Source organism: Rhizobacter sp. P2_G4 (assembly GCF_056403575.1).
On record NZ_JBFUFG010000001.1, the window covers coordinates 716031 to 734785 of the forward strand.

Genomic DNA, 18755 nt, shown 5'->3' on the forward strand with positions numbered 1-18755 from the left:
GAGGTGTTGCCGAGCGGCAGCCTCGACGGCTGACGCTCGGACTCACGAAGCGGCTATTTACCCAGCACACCCAGCTGCTTGTTGATGACCCACTGCTGGGCGATCGCGAGGATGTTGTTGGTCAGCCAGTACAGCACCAGGCCGGCCGGGAAACCGAAGAACATCACCGAGAACACCAGCGGCATGATCCACATCATGCGCGCCTGGACGGGGTCCGGCGGCGTCGGGTTGAGCCAGGTCTGCAGCAAGCTCGACGCGGTCATCAGCAGCGGCAGGATGAAGTACGGGTCCTTGGCCGACAGGTCGGTGATCCAGCCGATCCACGGGGCGTTGCGCATCTCGACGCTGGACAACAGCGTCGAGTAAAGCGCAATGAAGAACGGCATCTGCACGAGGATGGGCAAGCAGCCGCCGAGCGGGTTGACCTTTTCCTCGCGGTAGATACGCATCATCTCTTGCTGCATCTGCTGCGGCTTGTCCTTCAGCCGCTCGCGCATTTCCATCACCTTCGGGTTGATGGCTTTCATCTTCGCCATCGAGCGGTACGCGCTCACGTTGAGCCAGTAAAACGCGATGCGCAACAGCACCACCAGCGCGACGATGGACCAGCCCCAGTTGCCCAGCAATGCGTGCAACTGCGTCAGCAGCCAGAACAGCGGCTTGGCCAGGATGGTGAGCCAGCCATAGTCGCGAACCAGGTCGAGACCAGGCGCCACATCTTCCAGGCTCTTGAGCTTCTTGTCTTCTTGCGGGCCGGCGAAGAGCATCGCGTCCAGCGCCTTGGTGGCGCCCGGCGCAATCTCGCCCAGCGGCAGGAACATGCCGACGGTGTATTCGTTGGTGGCATTCGGCACCTTGTCGGCAAAGAACTCGCGCTGTTGCTTGCCGCCGACCAGCCACGCTGTCGCGAAGTAGTGCTGGACCATCGCGACCCAGCCGTTGTCGGCGCTCTTGTCGAACTCGGCCTTGCCCTTGTCGATGTCCTTGAAGTCGATCTTCTTGAACTTGGACGCCTCGGTGTAGATGGCTGGGCCAGTGAAGGTGCTGTAGAAGCTCGATCCGCCAGGAGGCGGGTTGCCGTCGCGCACCAGCTGCAGGTACAGACGCGGGTTCAGCACGGCCGACGAGTTGTTGACGACCTCGTGCTTCACGTCGATGGCGTAGTCGCCACGCTTGAAGGTGTAGGTCTTGACGAGCTTGACGCCACCGATTTCTGGCGACTCGAACTTCACTTGCAGCTGCTTGGCACCTTCGGCCAGCGTGCGTTCGCCGGGGACGAGCTGCATCACGGTGTGGTGCTCGGGCAGCGGCCCCGCGCCGGCCGCAGGCCAGAGACCGGTCCGTGCCACGTAGTAGCGGCTGCTCGACTGGTCGAGCAAGACCACGTTCTTCTTGGCCGCCTTCGGGTCGACCGGTTCGTCGGGCTTGCCCTTGAACAGGTTCATCACGTGATCGACAACATCGGTGTGCTGCTGGTCGTGCTGTTGCAGCAGTTCGAGCCGCACCAGTTCGCCGCCCTTGCTGTCCAGCGTGGCCTGCATCAGGTCGGTCGAGATGGTGACTTTTTCCGACGGCACGTTGGCGTCGGGCGCACTCGCGGCCGATGCCACACCTGGCGTCCCCGCCACGCCCGCAGCTTGCGGCGCAGTCGGAGCGGGTGCGGGACCCGTGCTCGCAGGCCGGGTCACCGGTGCCGGGCTGAACATCGACGGGTGGCCGTTGCTCTTGTTCCAGGCGTCCCAGAGGAGGGCGAGCGACATCAGGAACACCACCCAGAGCAGGGTGCGGCGAATATCGGTCATGGGGAAGTCTTTTCGCGGGAGGTGGAAAGTGAAGAGAACAGGCCACCGGCGGTGGGTGGCACCGGGTCGTGGCCACCCTCGCACCAGGGGTGGCAGCGCGCCAAGCGACGCAACGTCAGGTAGCTGCCGGCAGCGGCACCGTGCTGTTGTAGCGCTTGCAGCGCATAGGCCGAGCAAGTCGGTTCAAACCGGCACGAGCTGCCGAGCCAGGGGCTGAGAAAGAAACGGTAGGCCCGCACCAATGCGATCAGCACCAGTTGAGGCAAAGCGACGATCTGGCGGAGCATCGTGTTGCCGCTCAGGCCGACACGCGACGCGCAGCATCAGCCAACACGCCAGCCAATTCGGTCCCGGCACACACCTTCAATGCATCCGAGGCCGCACTTGGGAAGGCGGCGCGGTCGAAAGGTGAACGAAGCCGGACCACCCACAAGCCGGGCGCCAACCCCGCTTGCGCCGAAGCAGCAGCGCGAATCTGGCGCTTGAGCAGGGTTCGCGTCACTGAACGACGGGCATGCCGCTTGGGCACCACGATACCCAACCAGCAGGCTTTCGGAACAGAGTCATCCACAGCCATGCCCTGTTCAGGTGCCTGATCTGTTGACAACTCGGTGGAAAGCCCCTGTGAACGGGGTTTCGCGGGCTGGCTCGGGCTGCTTTCGAGGTAGTGCACAGCGAAGTGCACGCTGCGCGCTCGGATGGGCGACCCGAGCACACGTTCGAAATCAACGGATCGCACGACGCGACCGATCACGGCGTGACCGGGTGTGCGGCAACGAGGCCGACTGGCCTCAGACAGCCAGACGCTTGCGACCCTTGGCGCGGCGTGCGTTGATCACAGCACGGCCGCCGCGTGTCTTCATACGGACGAGGAAGCCATGGGTACGGGCGCGGCGGGTCTTGGAGGCTTGGTAGGTGCGTTTCATGATGGATCCTGCTGAACGGGGCTAAGCTCTCGACCGCTGCGCGCGGCATGTTCGCCGCGGCCCGTCTCTTCTACTGCTACCCACCGTCATTGACGTTCCCGAAAAGGGCTCCGGGAAACCCACTATTACACCAAAAACCCCTTTCAAAGTCAAAGACTTGCACGGCGGCATGCGCCTCCACCGGGCTATTGACCGGTTCGCCGAAACTGTGGATAACCGCCTTTTTCCGACCGTTGGCGACGTAGAATCCCGCCGCTCCGAGAAGACTTTTCCACAATATGAGCGCTGACCTCTGGCAACGCGGCTGCGAGCGACTCGCCGCGGAGTTGCCCGAACAACAATTCAACACCTGGATCCGCCCCCTGCCTGCTGCCGACGTCACCGACGATGGCAGCGACGGGGCGGTGGCATCCCTGCGCGTACCCAATCGCTTCAAGCTGGATTGGATCCGCAACCAGTACGCCAGCCGCATTGAAGCCGTGTTGAGCGAACTCGCCGGCAAGCCGGTTCGCCTGGACCTGACGCTCGCTGCCCGCGAGGTCACTCCAGCCCGCATTCCGACTGTCTCGGTCCGTGCCAACGGGCCGATGGCCGTCACGCAGGCGCTCAATGGCCATGGCCACAGCAACGGGGCGCATGCGGTGCCCTCCACGTCGGCCCGCCTGTCGGGCGACACCAATTCGGCGTCATTGCCACGCCACCGCCTGAATCCGGCACTCACCTTCGACACGCTCGTACCTGGCCGCGCCAACCAGATGGCGCGCACTGCCGCGCTGCACGTCGCCGGGGCGCCAGGCCAGATGTACAACCCCTTGTTCATCTACGGCGGTGTCGGCCTGGGCAAGACCCACCTGGTGCATGCGGTCGGCAACGCGCTGCTGGCCGATCGCAGCGATGCCCGCGTGCTGTACCTGCACGCCGAGCAGTTCATCACCGACGTGGTGAAGAACTACCAGCGCAAGACCTTCGACGAGCTGAAGGCCAAGTACCACCAGCTCGACCTGCTGCTGATCGACGACGTGCAGTTCTTTGCCGGCAAGGAGCGCACGCAGGAAGAGTTCTTCAACGCCTTCGAAGCGCTGCTGGCCAAGAAGGCGCACATCATCATGACCAGCGACACCTACCCCAAGGGGTTGGTGGACATCGACGAGCGCCTGACCTCGCGCTTCGACGCCGGTCTCACGGTGGCCATCGAGCCGCCCGAGCTCGAGATGCGCGTGGCCATCCTGATGCGCAAGGCCGACCTCGAAGGCACGCCAATGCCCGAAGACGTCGCCTTCTTCGTCGCCAAGAATGTGCGCGCCAATGTGCGCGAGCTCGAAGGTGCACTGCGCAAGATCCTGGCGTACTCACGCTTCTCGCAGAAGGACATCAACATCCAGCTCGCGCGCGAGGCCTTGAAGGACCTGCTGTCGATCCAGAACCGCCAGGTCGGGGTCGAGAACATCCAGAAGACGGTGGCCGATTTCTACAAGATCAAGGTCGCCGACATGTACAGCAAGAAGCGCCCAGCCAGCATCGCCCGCCCGCGCCAGATTGCCATGTACATCGCCAAGGAAATGACGCAGAAGAGCCTGCCCGAGATCGGCGAGCTCTTTGGTGGCCGCGACCACACCACGGTGCTGCACGCGGTGCGCAAGATTGCTGCCGAGCGCCAGAAGAACACCGAGCTCAACCAGCAGCTGCATGTGCTCGAACAAACGCTGAAGGGTTGAATGCAATGTCAAGTCACAAGCCTGGGGACAACTTCATGACAACTTTCGAACTGTCCACAGGCCTTGTCACTTGTTCAAAGTTGTTGTCTGTGACTCCCGTCTTTCCGGGGCGTTCGCGCACAGGGTTCGTGGCAAGGTAAGCGGTTGATGGAAAAGGGGAAAATGACGTTCTCCACAGAAAACGTCGTCCTCTACTAAGACGACTAAATTAAGAGGTTCACATGATTGTCTTGAAGGCAGCACAAGAAAAAGTTCTGAGTGCTCTGCAAGCCGTCTCTGGCATCGTCGAGCGCCGGCACACATTGCCCATCCTGGCCAATGTGCTGATCCGCAAGACCGGAGGGCAAATCGAGTTCACGACCAGCGATCTCGAGATCCAGGTTCGCACCATGGCCGACCTCGATGGCGATGCCACGAACTTCAGCACCACGGTGGGTGCCCGCAAGCTGATCGACATCCTGCGTTCGCTGCCGAACGACCAGATCGTCACGCTGAGCTCCAACCAGAACAAGCTCACGCTGCAAGGCGGCAAGAGCCGCTTCACGCTGCAGACGCTGCCGAGCGACGACTTCCCGCTGGTGCAAGAGGCCGCCGACTTCGGTCCGATGTTCAGCGTGCCGCAGAAGACGCTCAAGCTGCTGATCAACCAGGTGCACTTCGCGATGGCGGTGCACGACATCCGCTACTACCTCAACGGCATCCTGTTCGTGGCCGAAGGCAAGAACCTCACGCTGGTCGCAACCGACGGCCACCGCCTGGCACTGGCGCAGGCTACGCTCGACGTCGAGATCCCGAAGCAAGAGGTCATCCTGCCGCGCAAGACCGTGCTCGAGCTGCAGCGCCTGCTGAAGGACGAAAAGGACGGCGACAACAGCGGCCCGATCGAGATGCGCTTTGCTGGCAACCAGGCCAAGTTCAGCTTCAGCGGCATGGAGTTCGTCACCAAGCTGGTCGAGGGCAAGTTCCCCGACTACAACCGCGTGATCCCGAAGAACCACAAGAACCACATCACGCTAGGCCGTGCGCCTTTGCTGGCCAGCCTGCAGCGGGCCGCCATCCTGACCAGCGAGAAGTTCAAGGGCGTGCGCGTCAACATCGAAGCCGGCACCTTGCGCATTGCGTCGAGCAATGCCGAGCAGGAAGAAGCGAAAGAAGAACTCGAGATCGACTACGCCGGTGACAGCATCGAGATCGGCTTCAACGTCACCTACCTGATGGACGCGCTGGCCAACATGAGCGTCGAGATGGTCAAGCTCGAACTGCAAGACACCAACTCCAGCGTCTTGATCACCGTGCCCGAACAGGCCGGCTTCAAGTACGTCGTGATGCCGATGCGCATTTAAAACGGCCTCGATGGCCTCATCTGGATGAAAGCGGGCTCTGGCCCGCTTCAACGCTTTTACCGGGGCTGCAACGCAGTGGATGCAGCCCGAACCGTGAGCCTCTAGCAGCAATGACCGACGTGCAAAACCTCCCCGAAGACGCCGCCAAGAAAGCCGCCACGGCAGCCGACTACGCCGCCTCGAGCGCTGCCTATGGCGAAGGCAGCATCCAGATCCTCGAAGGCCTGGAAGCTGTCCGCAAACGCCCTGGCATGTACATCGGCGACACCTCCGACGGCACCGGCTTGCACCACCTCGTGTTCGAGGTGGTCGACAACTCGATCGACGAATCGCTGGCCGGCTATTGCGATGACATCGTCGTCACCATCCATTCCGACAACTCCATCAGCGTCACCGACAACGGCCGCGGCATTCCCACCGGCGTGAAGATGGACGACAAGCACGAACCCAAGCGCAGTGCGGCCGAGATCGCACTCACCGAGCTGCATGCAGGTGGCAAGTTCAACCAGAACAGCTACAAGGTCTCGGGTGGCTTGCACGGCGTGGGCGTGAGCTGCGTGAACGGTTTGTCGAAGTGGCTGCGCCTCACGGTGCGCCGTGATGGCAAGGTGCACTTCATGGAGTTCAAGCAAGGCATCCCGCAAGACCGCCTGCTCGAGCAGCGTGATGGCTTCGAGGTGTCGCCTCTGAAGGTGATCGGCGAGACCGAGAAGCGTGGCACCGAAGTTCACTTCCTGCCCGACCTGGAGATCTTCTCCAACATCGACTTCCACTACGACATCCTCAGCAAGAAGCTGCGCGAGCTGAGCTTCCTGAACAACGGCGTGAAGATCCGCCTCATCGACGAACGCAACAACCGCGAAGACACCTTTGCCTACGCCGGCGGCGTGAAGGGTTTCGTCGAGTTCATCAACACCGGCAAGAAGGCCCTGCACCCGAACATCTTCGGCGCCATGGGCGAGAAGATGAGCGACCAGGGCACGACCATCACCGCCGATGTGGCGATGCAGTGGAACGATGGCTACAGCGAGAACGTGCTGTGCTTCACCAACAACATTCCGCAGCGTGACGGCGGCACCCACCTCACCGGCCTGCGTGCCGCGATGACACGGGTGATCAACAAGTACATCGACGACAACGATTTCGCCAAGAAGGCCAAGGTCGAAGTCACTGGCGATGACATGCGCGAAGGTCTGTGCTGCGTGCTCAGCGTGAAGGTGCCCGAGCCCAAGTTCTCCAGCCAGACCAAAGACAAGCTCGTCAGCAGCGAAGTGCGTGGCCCGGTCGAAGACGTCGTGAGCAAGGCCCTCACCGACTACCTGCTCGAGAACCCGGTCGATGCCAAGATCATCTGCGGCAAGATCGTCGACGCCTCGCGTGCACGTGAAGCGGCCCGCAAGGCCCGCGAGATGACGCGCCGCAAAGGCGTGCTCGACGGCATGGGTCTGCCCGGCAAGCTGGCCGACTGCCAAGAGAAAGATCCTTCGCTGTGCGAGATCTACATCGTCGAGGGCGACTCCGCCGGCGGCTCTGCCAAGCAGGGCCGTGACCGCAAGTTCCAGGCGATCCTCCCGCTGCGCGGCAAGATCCTGAACGTGGAACGCGCCCGCTTCGAGCGCCTGCTGACCAGCAATGAAATCCTCACGCTGATCACCGCGCTGGGTACCAGCATCGGCAAGGAAGAGTTCAACCCCGACAAGCTGCGCTACCACCGCATCATCATCATGACCGACGCCGACGTGGACGGAGCGCACATCCGCACCCTGCTGCTCACGTTCTTCTATCGCCAGATGCCCGAGATCGTCGAGCGCGGTCACATCTACATCGCGCAGCCGCCGCTCTACAAGGTCAAGCTCGGCAAGGAAGAGCAGTACCTGAAAGACGGCGGCGAACTCGACGCTTACCTGCTCAAGGTGGCACTGAAAGACGCCAAGCTCGAAACGGGTGTCGGTGGCGCCGTGCTGCAAGGCGACACGCTCGACACGCTGGCCCGCCAATACGTGCTGGCCAACAACGTCGTCGACCGGCTGAGCAAGTGGATGGACGTCGAAGGCCTGCGCGCCATGGCCAACGGCCTGGTGCTCAAGCTCGACACGCTCGAAGGTGCCGAAGAGTCGGCAGCCGCCCTCAAGGCCGCGCTGCATGACGCTGAAGTCACTGCCGAGTTCGATGCGCGCACCGACAAGCACATCCTGCGCATCAGCCGCATGCACCATGGCAACGTGAAGAGCAGCGTGATCACCGCCGACTTCGTGCACGGTGCCGACTACGAAGCGCTGAGCACCGCCGGCCTCACCTTCAAGGGCCTGGTCAGTGCTGATGCCGTCGTCAAGCGTGGCGAAGGCGAGAAGCAGAAGGAAGCCAAGGTCGGCGACTTCCGTCAGGCCATGGCCTGGTTGCTGCAGCAAGCCGAGTCCGCCGTGGGCCGCCAGCGCTACAAGGGTCTCGGCGAGATGAATCCCTCGCAGTTGTGGGAGACCACGATGGACCCGACCGTGCGCCGTTTGCTGCGCGTGCAGATCGACGACGCGATCGAAGCCGACCGCGTGTTCACGATGCTGATGGGCGATGAGGTTGAACCTCGGCGTGAGTTCATCGAAGCCAACGCCTTGAGGGCGGCGAACATCGACGTTTGAGCATTTCGGGATGGCGTAGGGCGCCAGAGTAATTGCGCTTGGCGCCACTCAGATGCGACTGGCAGCCAGAGTTACCGCGACCGGTTGATCGCCGCGTTGAGGTGCCAGTCACCTGCCTGCCGTTGGGTGCAGAACAATGTGCGACTCGCGCACAGTTCTGCGAGTGCCGTGCGGCAGTTCTTGCGGCAAAGCGGACGCGTACGGACGCCGTGTCTGCCATCTACGACCGAGTGAAGAGCGGCTGAGCGTTGCAGGAGTCCTTCAGAGCCCGCCGCTACGCACGAACTCGTATCCCCGTCAGGAAGGTCACGCAAGAAGCGACACGCGAGCGTTGACTCAGGCGGCATGGCGCGCATCCCAGTGGCAACATTCAAGCTCATCAACTCTGCGAAGGAAACGACCATGCGAGCGAATTCTTTGGTGGTCGTGGTCCTCGCTTTCGTACTGTCTGGCTGCGCCAGCTCGGACCTGCGAGGATCCTTTGTTGAGCCGGCAAATGCGAGTTCAACCTCAGTCTCCAATGCGAAGGTCGTCATCGTCTTCGTAGACAAGGCAGTGTTCACGCCAAGCGGCCTCTCTTCACTGCGCATTGGAATGCCGGCGACCACCGTTGGGAACGGTGCCCTGGAAGATGCATTCCGGCGAATTTCGCGCCACATCGAGAAAGTCGCCCCCGATAGCAGCGTTCAGCCAATGCTCCAGTCTTCCATGAAATCGTCATCGCTTACCGGCGCGACGCATACGGTGCTGGTATCAGCACGAAAAATCACTTCAAGCATGTCGACCGGGATGATGTCGGACGTTGACGTGGTCATTCGTGACGAAGTCGCGAGCCGCCCTATTTGGAAGGGTGAGATCGTGGTGACGAGCGACTATCGAAATAGCGAGAAGGTCGCCTCGGAGTTACTCCGGATCCTTCGGGAGGTCGGGTTGCGACCGAGAACCTGAACCCACATTGCGCCGTCACGCCAGGTCACGCCTCAGAGGCCTGCAATTGATTGGCTAACTATTGAGCAAAGACAGACGATGCAACTCTCAAGCGATGCGTCGATCTAGAGGCGATAACGACGTCAAGTCCGACGAACCCGCGACGGCGCTCTCCAACATTCGAACATGAGAGATCCCCCGTCGCAGCACTCCTCACCGCACTCTGCCTGCCACTCGAGTCATTTGCCTGAAGGGCATGGACGCCTCGGGTAATCCCTCTTCCCGGTTTCGCCTTCGTGGACTCGAATACGCACCCGACGTAAACGTTTACGTAATCGTTTGCGCAGACGGTACCCGGGCACGCCGCCCGGGCACTCCGATTCCGCCCACAGAGGAGACAAGACATGACGATCCGTTTCACCCGCCGCGCTTTGGCCGCGGCAGCCACGCTGGCCCTGCTCGTACCCGTCGCCCAGGCGCAGACCGCCAAGCCGCGTGTCGGCCTGGTGATGAAGTCACTGGCCAACGAGTTCTTCAAGAACATGACCGAAGGCGCGATCGCGCACGAGAAGAAGCGCGGGGACTTCGAGCTGAAGGCCGTGGGCATGCAGTCCGAGACCGACTTCGACGCGCAGACCGCCGCGGTCGAGAACTTCATCACCCAGAAGTACGACGTGATCGTCATCGCCCCGGCCGACTCGCGTGCCATGGTGGCGCCGATCGCCAAGGCGCTGAAGGCCGGCATCACCGTCATCAACTTCGACGTGGCGCTGGACCCGGCCGCGCTGAAGAAGGCGGGTCTCGACCTCGCCTTTGTCGGCCCCGACAACCGCGCTGGCGCCAAGATGGCCGGGGACGAGCTTGCCAAGGCACTGGGCCCGGGCGCCAAGATCGTGATCATCGAAGGCAACCCCGGTGCGGACAACGCGACGCAGCGCCGCCTCGGCTTCGAGGACGCCGCCAAAGCCGGCAAGCTGCAGGTCGTGGCCTCGCAGACGGCGCATTGGGAGACCGAAGAAGCCAACGCGGTGTTCACCAACATCCTGACCGCCAACCCCGACATCAAGGGCGTGATGGTGGCCAACGACTCGATGGCCGTGGGCGTGGTCAAGGCCATCGACGCGGCCAAGAAGACAGGGCAGATCAAGGTCGTGGGCTTCGACAACATCCCTGCGATCAAGCCGCTGATCAAGCAGGGCAAGGTGCTGGCCACGGTCGACCAGTTCGGCAGCGAGATGGCAGCCAACGCCATCGACTACGGCCTCAAGGCGTTCAAGGACAAGAAGCCGCTGACCGGCTGGGTCAAGACGCCGATCTCGCTGGTGACAGAGAAGACCGTCAAGTGACCTTGATGAGCCGGGGCCGGCCGCAAGGCCGGCACCGGCTCATATCGACTGAACCCATGAACACGCCGACCCCCGCCCTCGCCCTGCAAGGCCTCACCCGTCGCCACCCTGGCGTGGTGGCGCTCGACAGCGTCGACCTGACGCTGCTGCAGGGCGAGGTGCATGCGCTGGCCGGCGAGAACGGGGCAGGCAAGTCCAGCCTCATCAAGATCCTGTGCGGCGCCGACCGCGCCGACGCTGGGTCCATGCAGCTGTTCGGGCAGCCCTACGCGCCACACAACCCGCTGGACGCGATGCGTGCCGGCATCCGCGTGGTGCACCAGGAGCTGCACATGCTCGACGAGCTGTCGGTGGCCGAGAACCTGTTGTTCGAGCACCTGCCGCGCAAGCGCGCGGGTGGGTGGCTCGGCCTACTCGACCGGCGCGAACTCAATCGCCGCGCCACCGAGTTGCTGGCGCTGGTGGGGCTGGACGACCTGGCCCCTTCGACGCGCGTGGCCACGCTGGGAATGGCACAGCGCCAGTTGATCGAGATCGCCAAGGCGCTGTCGGGCGACAGCCGTGTGGTGATCATGGACGAGCCCACCGCCACGCTCACCCCGCGCGAAACCGACCGCCTGCTGCAGCTCATCCGCCAGCTGCGTGCGCGCGGCGTGACGGTGGTGTTCGTGTCGCACCACCTGCAGGAGCTGTTCGAGGTGTGCGACCGCGTCACCGTGCTGCGCAACGGCCGCAAGGTGGCGACGCAAACGATGGCTGAGACGACCTCCGAGGACCTGGTGCGCCTGATGGTCGGCCGCGACCTGGCTGAACGCGCGCACCGCGCGGCCCCGGTGCTCGACACCCAACGTGCGCCGGCGCTGCGCGTCGAAGGCCTGCGCTTCCGCGGCCAGCGGGGTGATGCGCCGTTGGCGTTCGAGCTGCGCTACGGCGAGATCGTGGGCCTGGCCGGGCTCGTTGGATCGGGACGGACGGAGACGGTGCGCGCGATCTTCGGCGCCGACCCGGCCGTTGCCGGCCAGGTGTTCCGCGATGGCCGCGCGGTGCACATCGATTCACCCCGGGCCGCCATCGCCGAAGGCATCTGCCTGCTGACCGAGAACCGCAAGGACGAGGGCCTGATCCTCGACATGCCCATCCGCGCCAACGTGACGCTGGCCCACCTCGCCGCGGTGTCGAACTCCGGGCTGATGCAGGCCGGCACCGAGGCCGACGCGGCGCGCCGCATGGCCGCCGACCTGCAGATCCGCCTGGCGTCCATCGACCAGCCGGTGCGCGAGCTGTCGGGCGGCAACCAGCAGAAGGTGGTGCTCGGCAAGTGGCTGCTGCGCGAGCCCAAGGTGCTGCTGCTCGACGAGCCCACGCGCGGCGTGGACGTCGGTGCCAAGGCCGAGATCCACTCACTGCTGCAACGCATGGCCGCGCAGGGGCTCGCGGTGCTGGTGGTCTCGTCCGACCTGCGCGAGCTGATGGGCCTGTGCGACCGCATGCTGGTGATGAGCCGCGGCGTGATCACCGGCGAGCTGCCGCGCGACCGCTTCGACGAAGAAACCATCCTCGCGATGGCTTACCAGGAATACACGCGAGCCGCGCACCGCGAGACCGAGAACGTCAACGCTACCGCCTGACCCATGAACACTCCGAATCCTCCCTCTCTGGCGCCTGCCGCGGCGCCGCGCACCTCCGTGCGCCAGCACACCCGCGCCGTGCTGCGCGAGGCCGGCATCGGCGTCGCGCTGGTGGCGCTGGTCGGCGTGTTCGCGCTGCTGTCGCCGATCTTCCTGACGGCCAACAACATCACCAACATCTTCACGCAGATCTCGATCAACGTGATCCTCGCGGTGGGCATGACCTTCGTGATCCTGATCGGCGGCATCGACCTGTCGGTCGGCTCGGTGATGGCCTTCTGCGCCGTCGTGGCGGGCACGGTGCTGAAGCTCGAGGGGCTGGACACCGGTGTGGCCATCGCGCTCGCGCTGGCCGCCAGCATCGCGGTCGGTGCGCTGTGCGGCCTGGCCAACGGCGCGATCTCGGCCTGGTGGGCCATCCCGTCGTTCATCGTCACGCTGGGCATGCTCAACATCGCGCGCGGTGCGGCGCTGCAGTGGACGCAGGCGCGCTCCATCTACGAGTTCCCCGATGCCTTCAACGATTTCGGCAGCGCCACGGTGCTGGGCGCGCCGGCGATCTTTCTGGTGGCGCTGGCGCTGGTCGCCATCGGCTGGTTCGTGCTCAACCGCACGGTGTTCGGCCGGCTGATCTACGCCATCGGCAACAACGAAGAGGCGGTGCGCCTGGCGGGCCACAACGTGCGTGCCTACAAGATCGCCGCCTTCGTGATCTGTGGCGCGGCGGTGGGCGTGGGCGCGGTGATCTACATGACGCGGCTGACCATCGCGAGCCCCATCTCGGGCATCGGCTTCGAGCTGAACGCGATTGCCGCGGTGATCATTGGCGGCACCAGCCTGAGCGGCGGGCGCGGCTCCATCGTCGGTACGCTGCTCGGCGCCTGCATCATCGGCGTGCTGGCCAACGGGCTGATCCTGATCGGCATGAGCGACTTCCTGCGCCAGATGGTCACCGGCTTCGTCATCATCCTGGCAGTGGTGCTGGACGTGTACCGTGCGCGGCTGACGCGTGCAGCGTCGTGACCTAAACAACAACTTCAGGAACCGGACGCAGAGGGATGAGCACCATCAAGGACGTGGCCCAGCACGCACAGGTGTCGGTGGCCACGGTGTCGCACGTGATCAACGACACGCGCTTCGTCGCCGAGCCCACGCGCGTGCGCGTGCAGCAGGCCATCGAGGCGCTGCGCTACGTGCCCAGCGCACTGGCGCGCAGCTTGAAGAGCAACCGCACGCACACCGTCGGGATGATGATTCCGAACAGCTCCAACCCGTACTTCGCCGAGATCATCCGCGGCATCGAAGACAGCTTTTACGAGGCCGGCTTCAACGTCATCCTCTGCAACTCCGACGACGACCCGATCAAGCAGAGCCACTACGTGCGGCTGCTGAGCGAGAAGCAGGTCGACGGGCTGATCGTGATGTCGTCCGGCAGCGACGTGGAGCTGCTCGACACGCTGCGCGCCACCCGCATGCCGCTGGTGGTGGTCGACCGCGAGATCGACGACCTGGCCGCCGACCTGGTGGAGGTGAACCACGAGGCCGGCGGCTTTCTTGCCACGCGCCACCTGCTGGAGCTGGGCCACCGCCGCATCGCCTGCCTGGCCGGGCCGCAAGGCCTGTCGTCAGCACGTGAGCGGGTGCAGGGCTACCGGCGTGCGCTGGCCACGGCGGGCGTGGCGGTCGACGAGCAGCTGCTGCGCAGCGCCGACTTCACGAGCGCGGGCGGCCATGCCGCCTTGTCCGCGCTGCTCAAACGCAAGCCACCGGCCAAACGCCCGACGGCGGTGTTCGCCTCCAATGACCTGATGGCCATCGGCGCCATCTGCGCTGCTGCCTCGCTCGGTTTGCGCATCCCGCAGGACCTGTCGGTGGTCGGCTTCGACGACATCGCGCTCGCCGCGCACAGCAACCCGCCGCTCAGCAGCGTGGTGCAGCCCAAGCACCAGACTGGCCAGCTGGCGGCGCAGCTGCTGCTGGAGCGCATCGCCGACCCGGGCCGTGCCTTGCAGCGCACGATCCTGCAGCCTTCGCTGCTGGTGCGCAGCTCGTCCGGCCCCTGCACGGAGCTCGGCGCATGAGCGGGCTCATCGTGGTGCTGGGCAGCGTCAACGTCGATCTGGTCCTGCGCTGCCCCGCCTTGCCCTTGCCGGGGCAGACGGTGCATGGGCAGGACTTCCAGACCCTGCCCGGCGGCAAGGGTGCCAACCAGGCCGTGGCCGCTGCGCGGCTGGGTGCGAAGGTTGCGTTCATCGGCTGTGTGGGCGACGACGATTTCGGCCGTGAGGCGCGCTGCGTGCTGCAGGCCGAGGGGGTCGACACCCATCACCTGCACGAGGCCGCTGGCACACGCACCGGCGTGGCGATGATCCTGGTCGACAGCGCGGGGCAGAACAGCATCGCGCTGGCCGCTGGCGCGAATGCGGCGCTGAGCATCGCGCAAGTCGACGCGGCTGCCGCGCTGATCGCCGGTGCCGCGCTCTTCATCTGCCAGCTGGAGACACCATTGCCCGTGGTGCGCCATGCCGTCGCGCTGGCGCATGCCGCCGGTGTGCCGGTGCTGCTGAACCCTGCGCCGGCGCAGGCCTTGCCAGCAGAGCTGCTGGCACAGGTCGACGTGCTGGTGCCCAACGAGACCGAAGCCGCGGCGCTGGTCGGCTGGCCCGCTGGCCAAGCCTTCGATGCTGCCGAGGCCGCGGCCTGCCTACGCGCGATGGGGCCGGGGACCGTGCTGGTCACGCTCGGCGCACAAGGTGTGCAAGTAGCCACCGCATCCATTGACCGCCACCTTCCCGCACCGGCCGTCGGCACCGTTGTCGACGCCACCGGCGCTGGCGACACCTTTATCGGCGCCTACGCCGTCGCCCGCAGCGAGGGCGCCGACGTGTGCGCGGCTGCGGCCTATGCACAACGTGCGGCAGCACTGAGCGTCACGCGCGCCGGCGCGCTGGCCGGCATGCCACGCCGTCACGAACTGGGGTCACCATGAAGAAGACAGGCTTGCTGCACGCTGAACTCTCGCAGCTGATCGCGACCATGGGCCATGGCGACCTGCTCGTCATCGCCGACGCCGGCCTGCCGGTGCCGCCCGGCACGCATTGCATCGACCTCGCGGTGACGCGCGGCGTGCCCTCGTTCGAGGCGGTGCTGGGGGCTGTGCTGGGCGAGCTGCAGGTCGAGCGCGCCGTGCATGCGAGCGAGATGCTGCAGCGCGCGCCCGAACTCGCGGCCCGGTTGCGCGTGTTGCTCGGCGACACGCCGATGGAGCAGGTCGACCATGAGGCCTTCAAGGCGCGCTCCGCCGCGGCCCGCGCGATCGTGCGCACCGGAGAGTTCACGCCCTACGCGAATGTGATCCTGCAGGCCGGCGTGGTGTTCTGAGGCTGGGGCGGGCCGGCCCGGCCGGGCGCCGGCCAGCGTCGAGAATGCAGTCCCACCTCCGCGATGCATTTGATGGCTTCCACTCCCACGCCCGCCGCCGCTGTGGCTCGAACACTGGACCGGCTGCGGGCCGGCGAACTGCAGGGCAGCACCCACCTCGACCTGCGCGGCTGCGGCCTCACGGCCTTGCCCGACGAGGTGCTGTCGCTGGCCGACACGCTGGAGGTGCTCGACGTGTCGGGCAACGTGCTGGTCTCGTTGCCTGACGAGCTCGCGCAGCTGTCGCGGCTGCACACCGTTTTCGCATCGAACAACCGCCTGACGACGCTGCCACCGGTGCTGGGTCGGCTGCCCGTGCTGGACACGCTGGGCGTCAAGGCCAACCGCATCGAAGACGTGCCGGCGCAAGCGCTGTCGCCCACGCTGCGCTGGCTGATCCTGACCGACAACCGCATCACCGCGCTGCCATCGAACCTGACCGACTGCACCCGGATGCAGAAGCTGATGCTGGCCGGCAACCGCCTGCGCCGCTTGCCTGCGGGCATGGGCCGCCTGCAGCGGCTGGAGCTGCTGCGCGTGTCGGCCAACCACTTCGAGCAGGTGGAAGACGCCTTGCCCGACGAGGTGCTTGCCTTGCCGCAGCTGGCGTGGCTGGCCCATGCCGGCAACCCGTTCAGTGCGGTGCGCGAGCAGGCAGCGCACACGCGGGCTGCGGCCGCTCCCATTCCCTGGGCCGAGTTGCAGCTGGGCGCGCTGCTTGGCGAAGGCGCTTCCGGCCACATTCACGCGGCCCGCTGGCAGCCGGCCCACGGGCCGGGCGAGGACGTGGCCGTGAAGCTGTTCAAGGGAGCGGTCACCAGCGACGGCCTCCCGCAGTGCGAGATGGCAGCCTCTCTGGCCGCCGGCGAGCACGCCCACCTGGTCGGCGTGCGCGGCGTGCTGGCCGGCCACCCGCAGGGCACGCCGGGCCTGGTGCTGCCGCGACTGGCCTCGCACTGGGCACCGCTCGCCGGCCCGCCCAGCATGGCGAGCTGCACCCGCGACGTGTACCGCCTCGGCCTGCGCCTGCCGCGGGCCCAAGCGCAGGCCATCGCCCAGGCGGCCACTGCCGCGTTGAGCCACCTGCACGCCCGAGGTCTCGGCCACGGCGACCTGTACGCCCACAACCTGCTGGTGGATTGGCAGGGTGGTGCGCTACTCAGCGACTTCGGGGCCGCGGCCTTCCTGCCGGTCGACGACGCGGCACGGACGGATGCACTGCAGGCACTGGACCGACGCGCCCTGCGGGTGCTGGTGGAAGAGCTGTCGCAGCGCTCCGATGCGCCGTGGGAGCCTGTGGCTAGCACGTGCTGAAGCGTGTGCTGAAATCGCCCGTCCGGCGCCGGCCAGCCGCGAGGCGCCCTCGCACTTCCTGAACGATTCCCATGCAAGGCACCCTGAGGCGCATCGTCTACGTCGCCCTCTACGAAGCGATCGCCATCGTGATGGCCAGCATCGGCCTGATGCTGATGTCGGGCGCCGGCGTGTTCGACAGCGGCGTGCTCGCGACGGTCACCTCGGCCATCGCGGTGGCCTGGAACGCCGTGTTCAATGCGCTGTTCGAGCGCTGGGAGGCGCGCCAGCAAAACCGCGAGCGCACACTCGGCCGGCGCATCGTGCATGCGCTGGGCTTCGAGTTCGGCCTGGTGGTGTTCCTCGTGCCGCTGATGGCGTGGTGGCTCGACGTGAGCCTTTGGCAGGCCCTGGTGATGGACATGAGCCTGGTGGTGTTCTTCCTCATCTACACCTTCGTGTTCACCTGGGCGTTCGACGCCATCTTCGGCCCGCCCGCGTCCGCGATGCCCGCCCCTTGAAACGGCTCCCTTCGTTCGCACCTAGGCGAACTAAGGAGACCTCTCTTGGGTGCGACCGACGCTTTTCTTCACGACGCTTATTCGCAAACCGTCAGCGACGTGGTCGAACGCGTCGGCCCCAGCGTGGCTGCCGTTCAGCTGCGTGGCACCGATTCATCGCTCGGTGGTGGCTCGGGCTTTCTCTTCACGCCAGACGGCTACCTGCTGACCAACTCGCATGTGGTGCGTGCCGGCCAGCCGCCGGTGGCGGCCCGGCCGGCCTTGAACTACCGCGTGTCGCTGGCGGATGGCCGCGAGTTTGCGGCGCATTGGGTCGGCGACGACCCGGACACCGACCTCGCGGTGCTGAGCATCGACGGTCTCTCCAAGGGCACGCTCACACACGCTTCGCTCGGCCGATCTGCCGGCTTGAAGCGCGGGCAGATCGCCATCGCGATCGGCAACCCGCTGGGCTTCGAGCACACGGTGACGGCCGGCATCGTCAGCGCGCTGGGTCGCAGCATGCGTGCGAGCACCGGCCGGCTCATTCCCGATGTGATCCAGACCGACGCGGCGCTAAACCCCGGCAACTCCGGCGGCCCCTTGCTGGACTCGCGCGGCGAGGTGATCGGCGTCAACACCGCCATCATCCGCGGCGCACAGGCGATTTGCTTCGCGGTGGCGGTGGACATTGCCTCGTGGGTCATCCCACAGCTGCTTCAGCACGGCCGCGTGCGCCGCGGCTACCTGGGCGTGGCCGGTGCCACGCAGACGCTGGACCGCCGCGTGGTGCTCGCCTACGAGCTCCCGCAATCGAGCGGTGTGCGCGTGTCGTCCGTCGAGCCCCACAGCCCCGCCGCGCTCGCCGGTGTGCACGCCCACGACCTGATCGTCGGCATCGACGGCGTGGTGATCGACAGCGTCGACGCCTTGCACCAGGCGCTCGACGCGACCCGCATGAACCGCGACTGCGCGCTCAAGTTGATCCGCGGTGCGACCTCGCCGGTGCCGGTCTATCTGAACGTGCGGCCGACCGAGGCGGTGCGGCCTCGCTGAAGCGCGCCGGCGTCTACACGGCGAGGGAGATTGCAACGCCGTTCACGGTCGGCGGCTCTTGCTGACGAGGCATCGGCACGGACGAGATGCCGTGAAGTAAATTCGGTGCATGTGTCGCCCGCCAGCACCCCTTCATGCGCGTTTTCAGACCACCCGTTGACGT

General features: G+C 65.5%; 17 protein-coding genes. 13 read left to right on the top strand and 4 right to left on the bottom strand.

Annotated elements, in window-relative coordinates; all coding sequences use genetic code 11:
- Positions 1-53: 53 nt before the first annotated feature.
- The 4 genes from yidC to rpmH are packed head-to-tail and all read right to left on the bottom strand — an operon-like array spanning position 54 to position 2728.
- Positions 54-1802 (bottom strand): membrane protein insertase YidC, encoded by a 1749-nt coding sequence (gene yidC / locus AC1DYS_RS03450; protein WP_477896068.1) that lies wholly within the window; start codon positions 1800-1802, stop codon positions 54-56.
- Positions 1799-2068: a membrane protein insertion efficiency factor YidD gene (gene yidD, locus AC1DYS_RS03455; RefSeq protein ID WP_477897256.1), complete on the bottom strand. Its 270-nt coding sequence runs from the start codon at positions 2066-2068 to the stop codon at positions 1799-1801. The genes yidC and yidD overlap by 4 nt, the downstream gene beginning before the upstream one ends.
- A 32-nt stretch (positions 2069-2100) precedes the next feature.
- Positions 2101-2556, bottom strand: a complete 456-nt coding sequence (locus AC1DYS_RS03460) for a ribonuclease P protein component (RefSeq protein WP_477896070.1) — start codon at positions 2554-2556, stop codon at positions 2101-2103.
- A 37-nt stretch (positions 2557-2593) separates the two neighbouring features.
- Positions 2594-2728 (bottom strand): 50S ribosomal protein L34, encoded by a 135-nt coding sequence (gene rpmH / locus AC1DYS_RS03465; protein ID WP_047486751.1) that lies wholly within the window; start codon positions 2726-2728, stop codon positions 2594-2596.
- A gap of 278 nt (positions 2729-3006) precedes the next feature.
- On the opposite strand from rpmH, the gene dnaA reads away from it, so the two are divergent.
- The 13 genes from dnaA to AC1DYS_RS03530 all read left to right on the top strand — a co-directional run bounded on the left by dnaA (position 3007) and on the right by AC1DYS_RS03530 (position 18592).
- Complete coding sequence (dnaA, locus tag AC1DYS_RS03470; RefSeq protein WP_047486753.1) at positions 3007-4443, top strand: chromosomal replication initiator protein DnaA; 1437 nt, start codon at positions 3007-3009, stop codon at positions 4441-4443.
- 221 nt (positions 4444-4664) lie between these two features.
- A complete protein-coding gene (gene dnaN / locus AC1DYS_RS03475; protein WP_477896073.1) occupies positions 4665-5786 on the top strand; it encodes a DNA polymerase III subunit beta in 1122 nt (373 codons plus the stop codon).
- Positions 5787-5896: 110 nt separating this feature from the next.
- Positions 5897-8422 (top strand): DNA topoisomerase (ATP-hydrolyzing) subunit B, encoded by a 2526-nt coding sequence (gene gyrB, locus AC1DYS_RS03480; RefSeq protein WP_477896075.1) that lies wholly within the window; start codon positions 5897-5899, stop codon positions 8420-8422.
- A gap of 345 nt (positions 8423-8767) precedes the next feature.
- Positions 8768-9370 (top strand): hypothetical protein, encoded by a 603-nt coding sequence (locus AC1DYS_RS03485; protein WP_477896077.1) that lies wholly within the window; start codon positions 8768-8770, stop codon positions 9368-9370.
- A 383-nt stretch (positions 9371-9753) separates the two neighbouring features.
- Positions 9754-10695 (top strand): sugar ABC transporter substrate-binding protein, encoded by a 942-nt coding sequence (locus AC1DYS_RS03490; RefSeq protein WP_477896079.1) that lies wholly within the window; start codon positions 9754-9756, stop codon positions 10693-10695.
- A 56-nt stretch (positions 10696-10751) separates the two neighbouring features.
- Positions 10752-12323 carry a sugar ABC transporter ATP-binding protein gene (locus AC1DYS_RS03495; protein WP_477896081.1) on the top strand — a complete coding sequence of 524 codons (1572 nt, stop codon included), beginning with the start codon at positions 10752-10754 and terminating at the stop codon, positions 12321-12323.
- A gap of 3 nt (positions 12324-12326) precedes the next feature.
- Entirely contained in the window at positions 12327-13346 is a 1020-nt protein-coding gene (locus tag AC1DYS_RS03500) for an ABC transporter permease (protein WP_477896083.1), read from the top strand.
- 35 nt (positions 13347-13381) lie between these two features.
- Positions 13382-14404, top strand: coding sequence for a LacI family DNA-binding transcriptional regulator (locus AC1DYS_RS03505; RefSeq protein ID WP_477896085.1), 1023 nt, complete (start codon positions 13382-13384; stop codon positions 14402-14404).
- Positions 14401-15312: a ribokinase gene (gene rbsK / locus AC1DYS_RS03510; protein ID WP_477896087.1), complete on the top strand. Its 912-nt coding sequence runs from the start codon at positions 14401-14403 to the stop codon at positions 15310-15312. Before AC1DYS_RS03505 ends, rbsK begins: the two co-directional genes overlap by 4 nt.
- Positions 15309-15704, top strand: a complete 396-nt coding sequence (gene rbsD / locus AC1DYS_RS03515; RefSeq protein ID WP_477896089.1) for a D-ribose pyranase — start codon at positions 15309-15311, stop codon at positions 15702-15704. Before rbsK ends, rbsD begins: the two co-directional genes overlap by 4 nt.
- 72 nt (positions 15705-15776) lie before the next feature.
- Entirely contained in the window at positions 15777-17057 is a 1281-nt protein-coding gene (locus AC1DYS_RS03520) for a leucine-rich repeat domain-containing protein (protein ID WP_477896091.1), read from the top strand.
- A gap of 71 nt (positions 17058-17128) precedes the next feature.
- Positions 17129-17557, top strand: coding sequence for a PACE efflux transporter (locus AC1DYS_RS03525; RefSeq protein WP_477896093.1), 429 nt, complete (start codon positions 17129-17131; stop codon positions 17555-17557).
- A gap of 45 nt (positions 17558-17602) precedes the next feature.
- A complete protein-coding gene (locus tag AC1DYS_RS03530; RefSeq protein WP_477896095.1) occupies positions 17603-18592 on the top strand; it encodes a S1C family serine protease in 990 nt (329 codons plus the stop codon).
- Positions 18593-18755 lie beyond the last annotated feature (163 nt).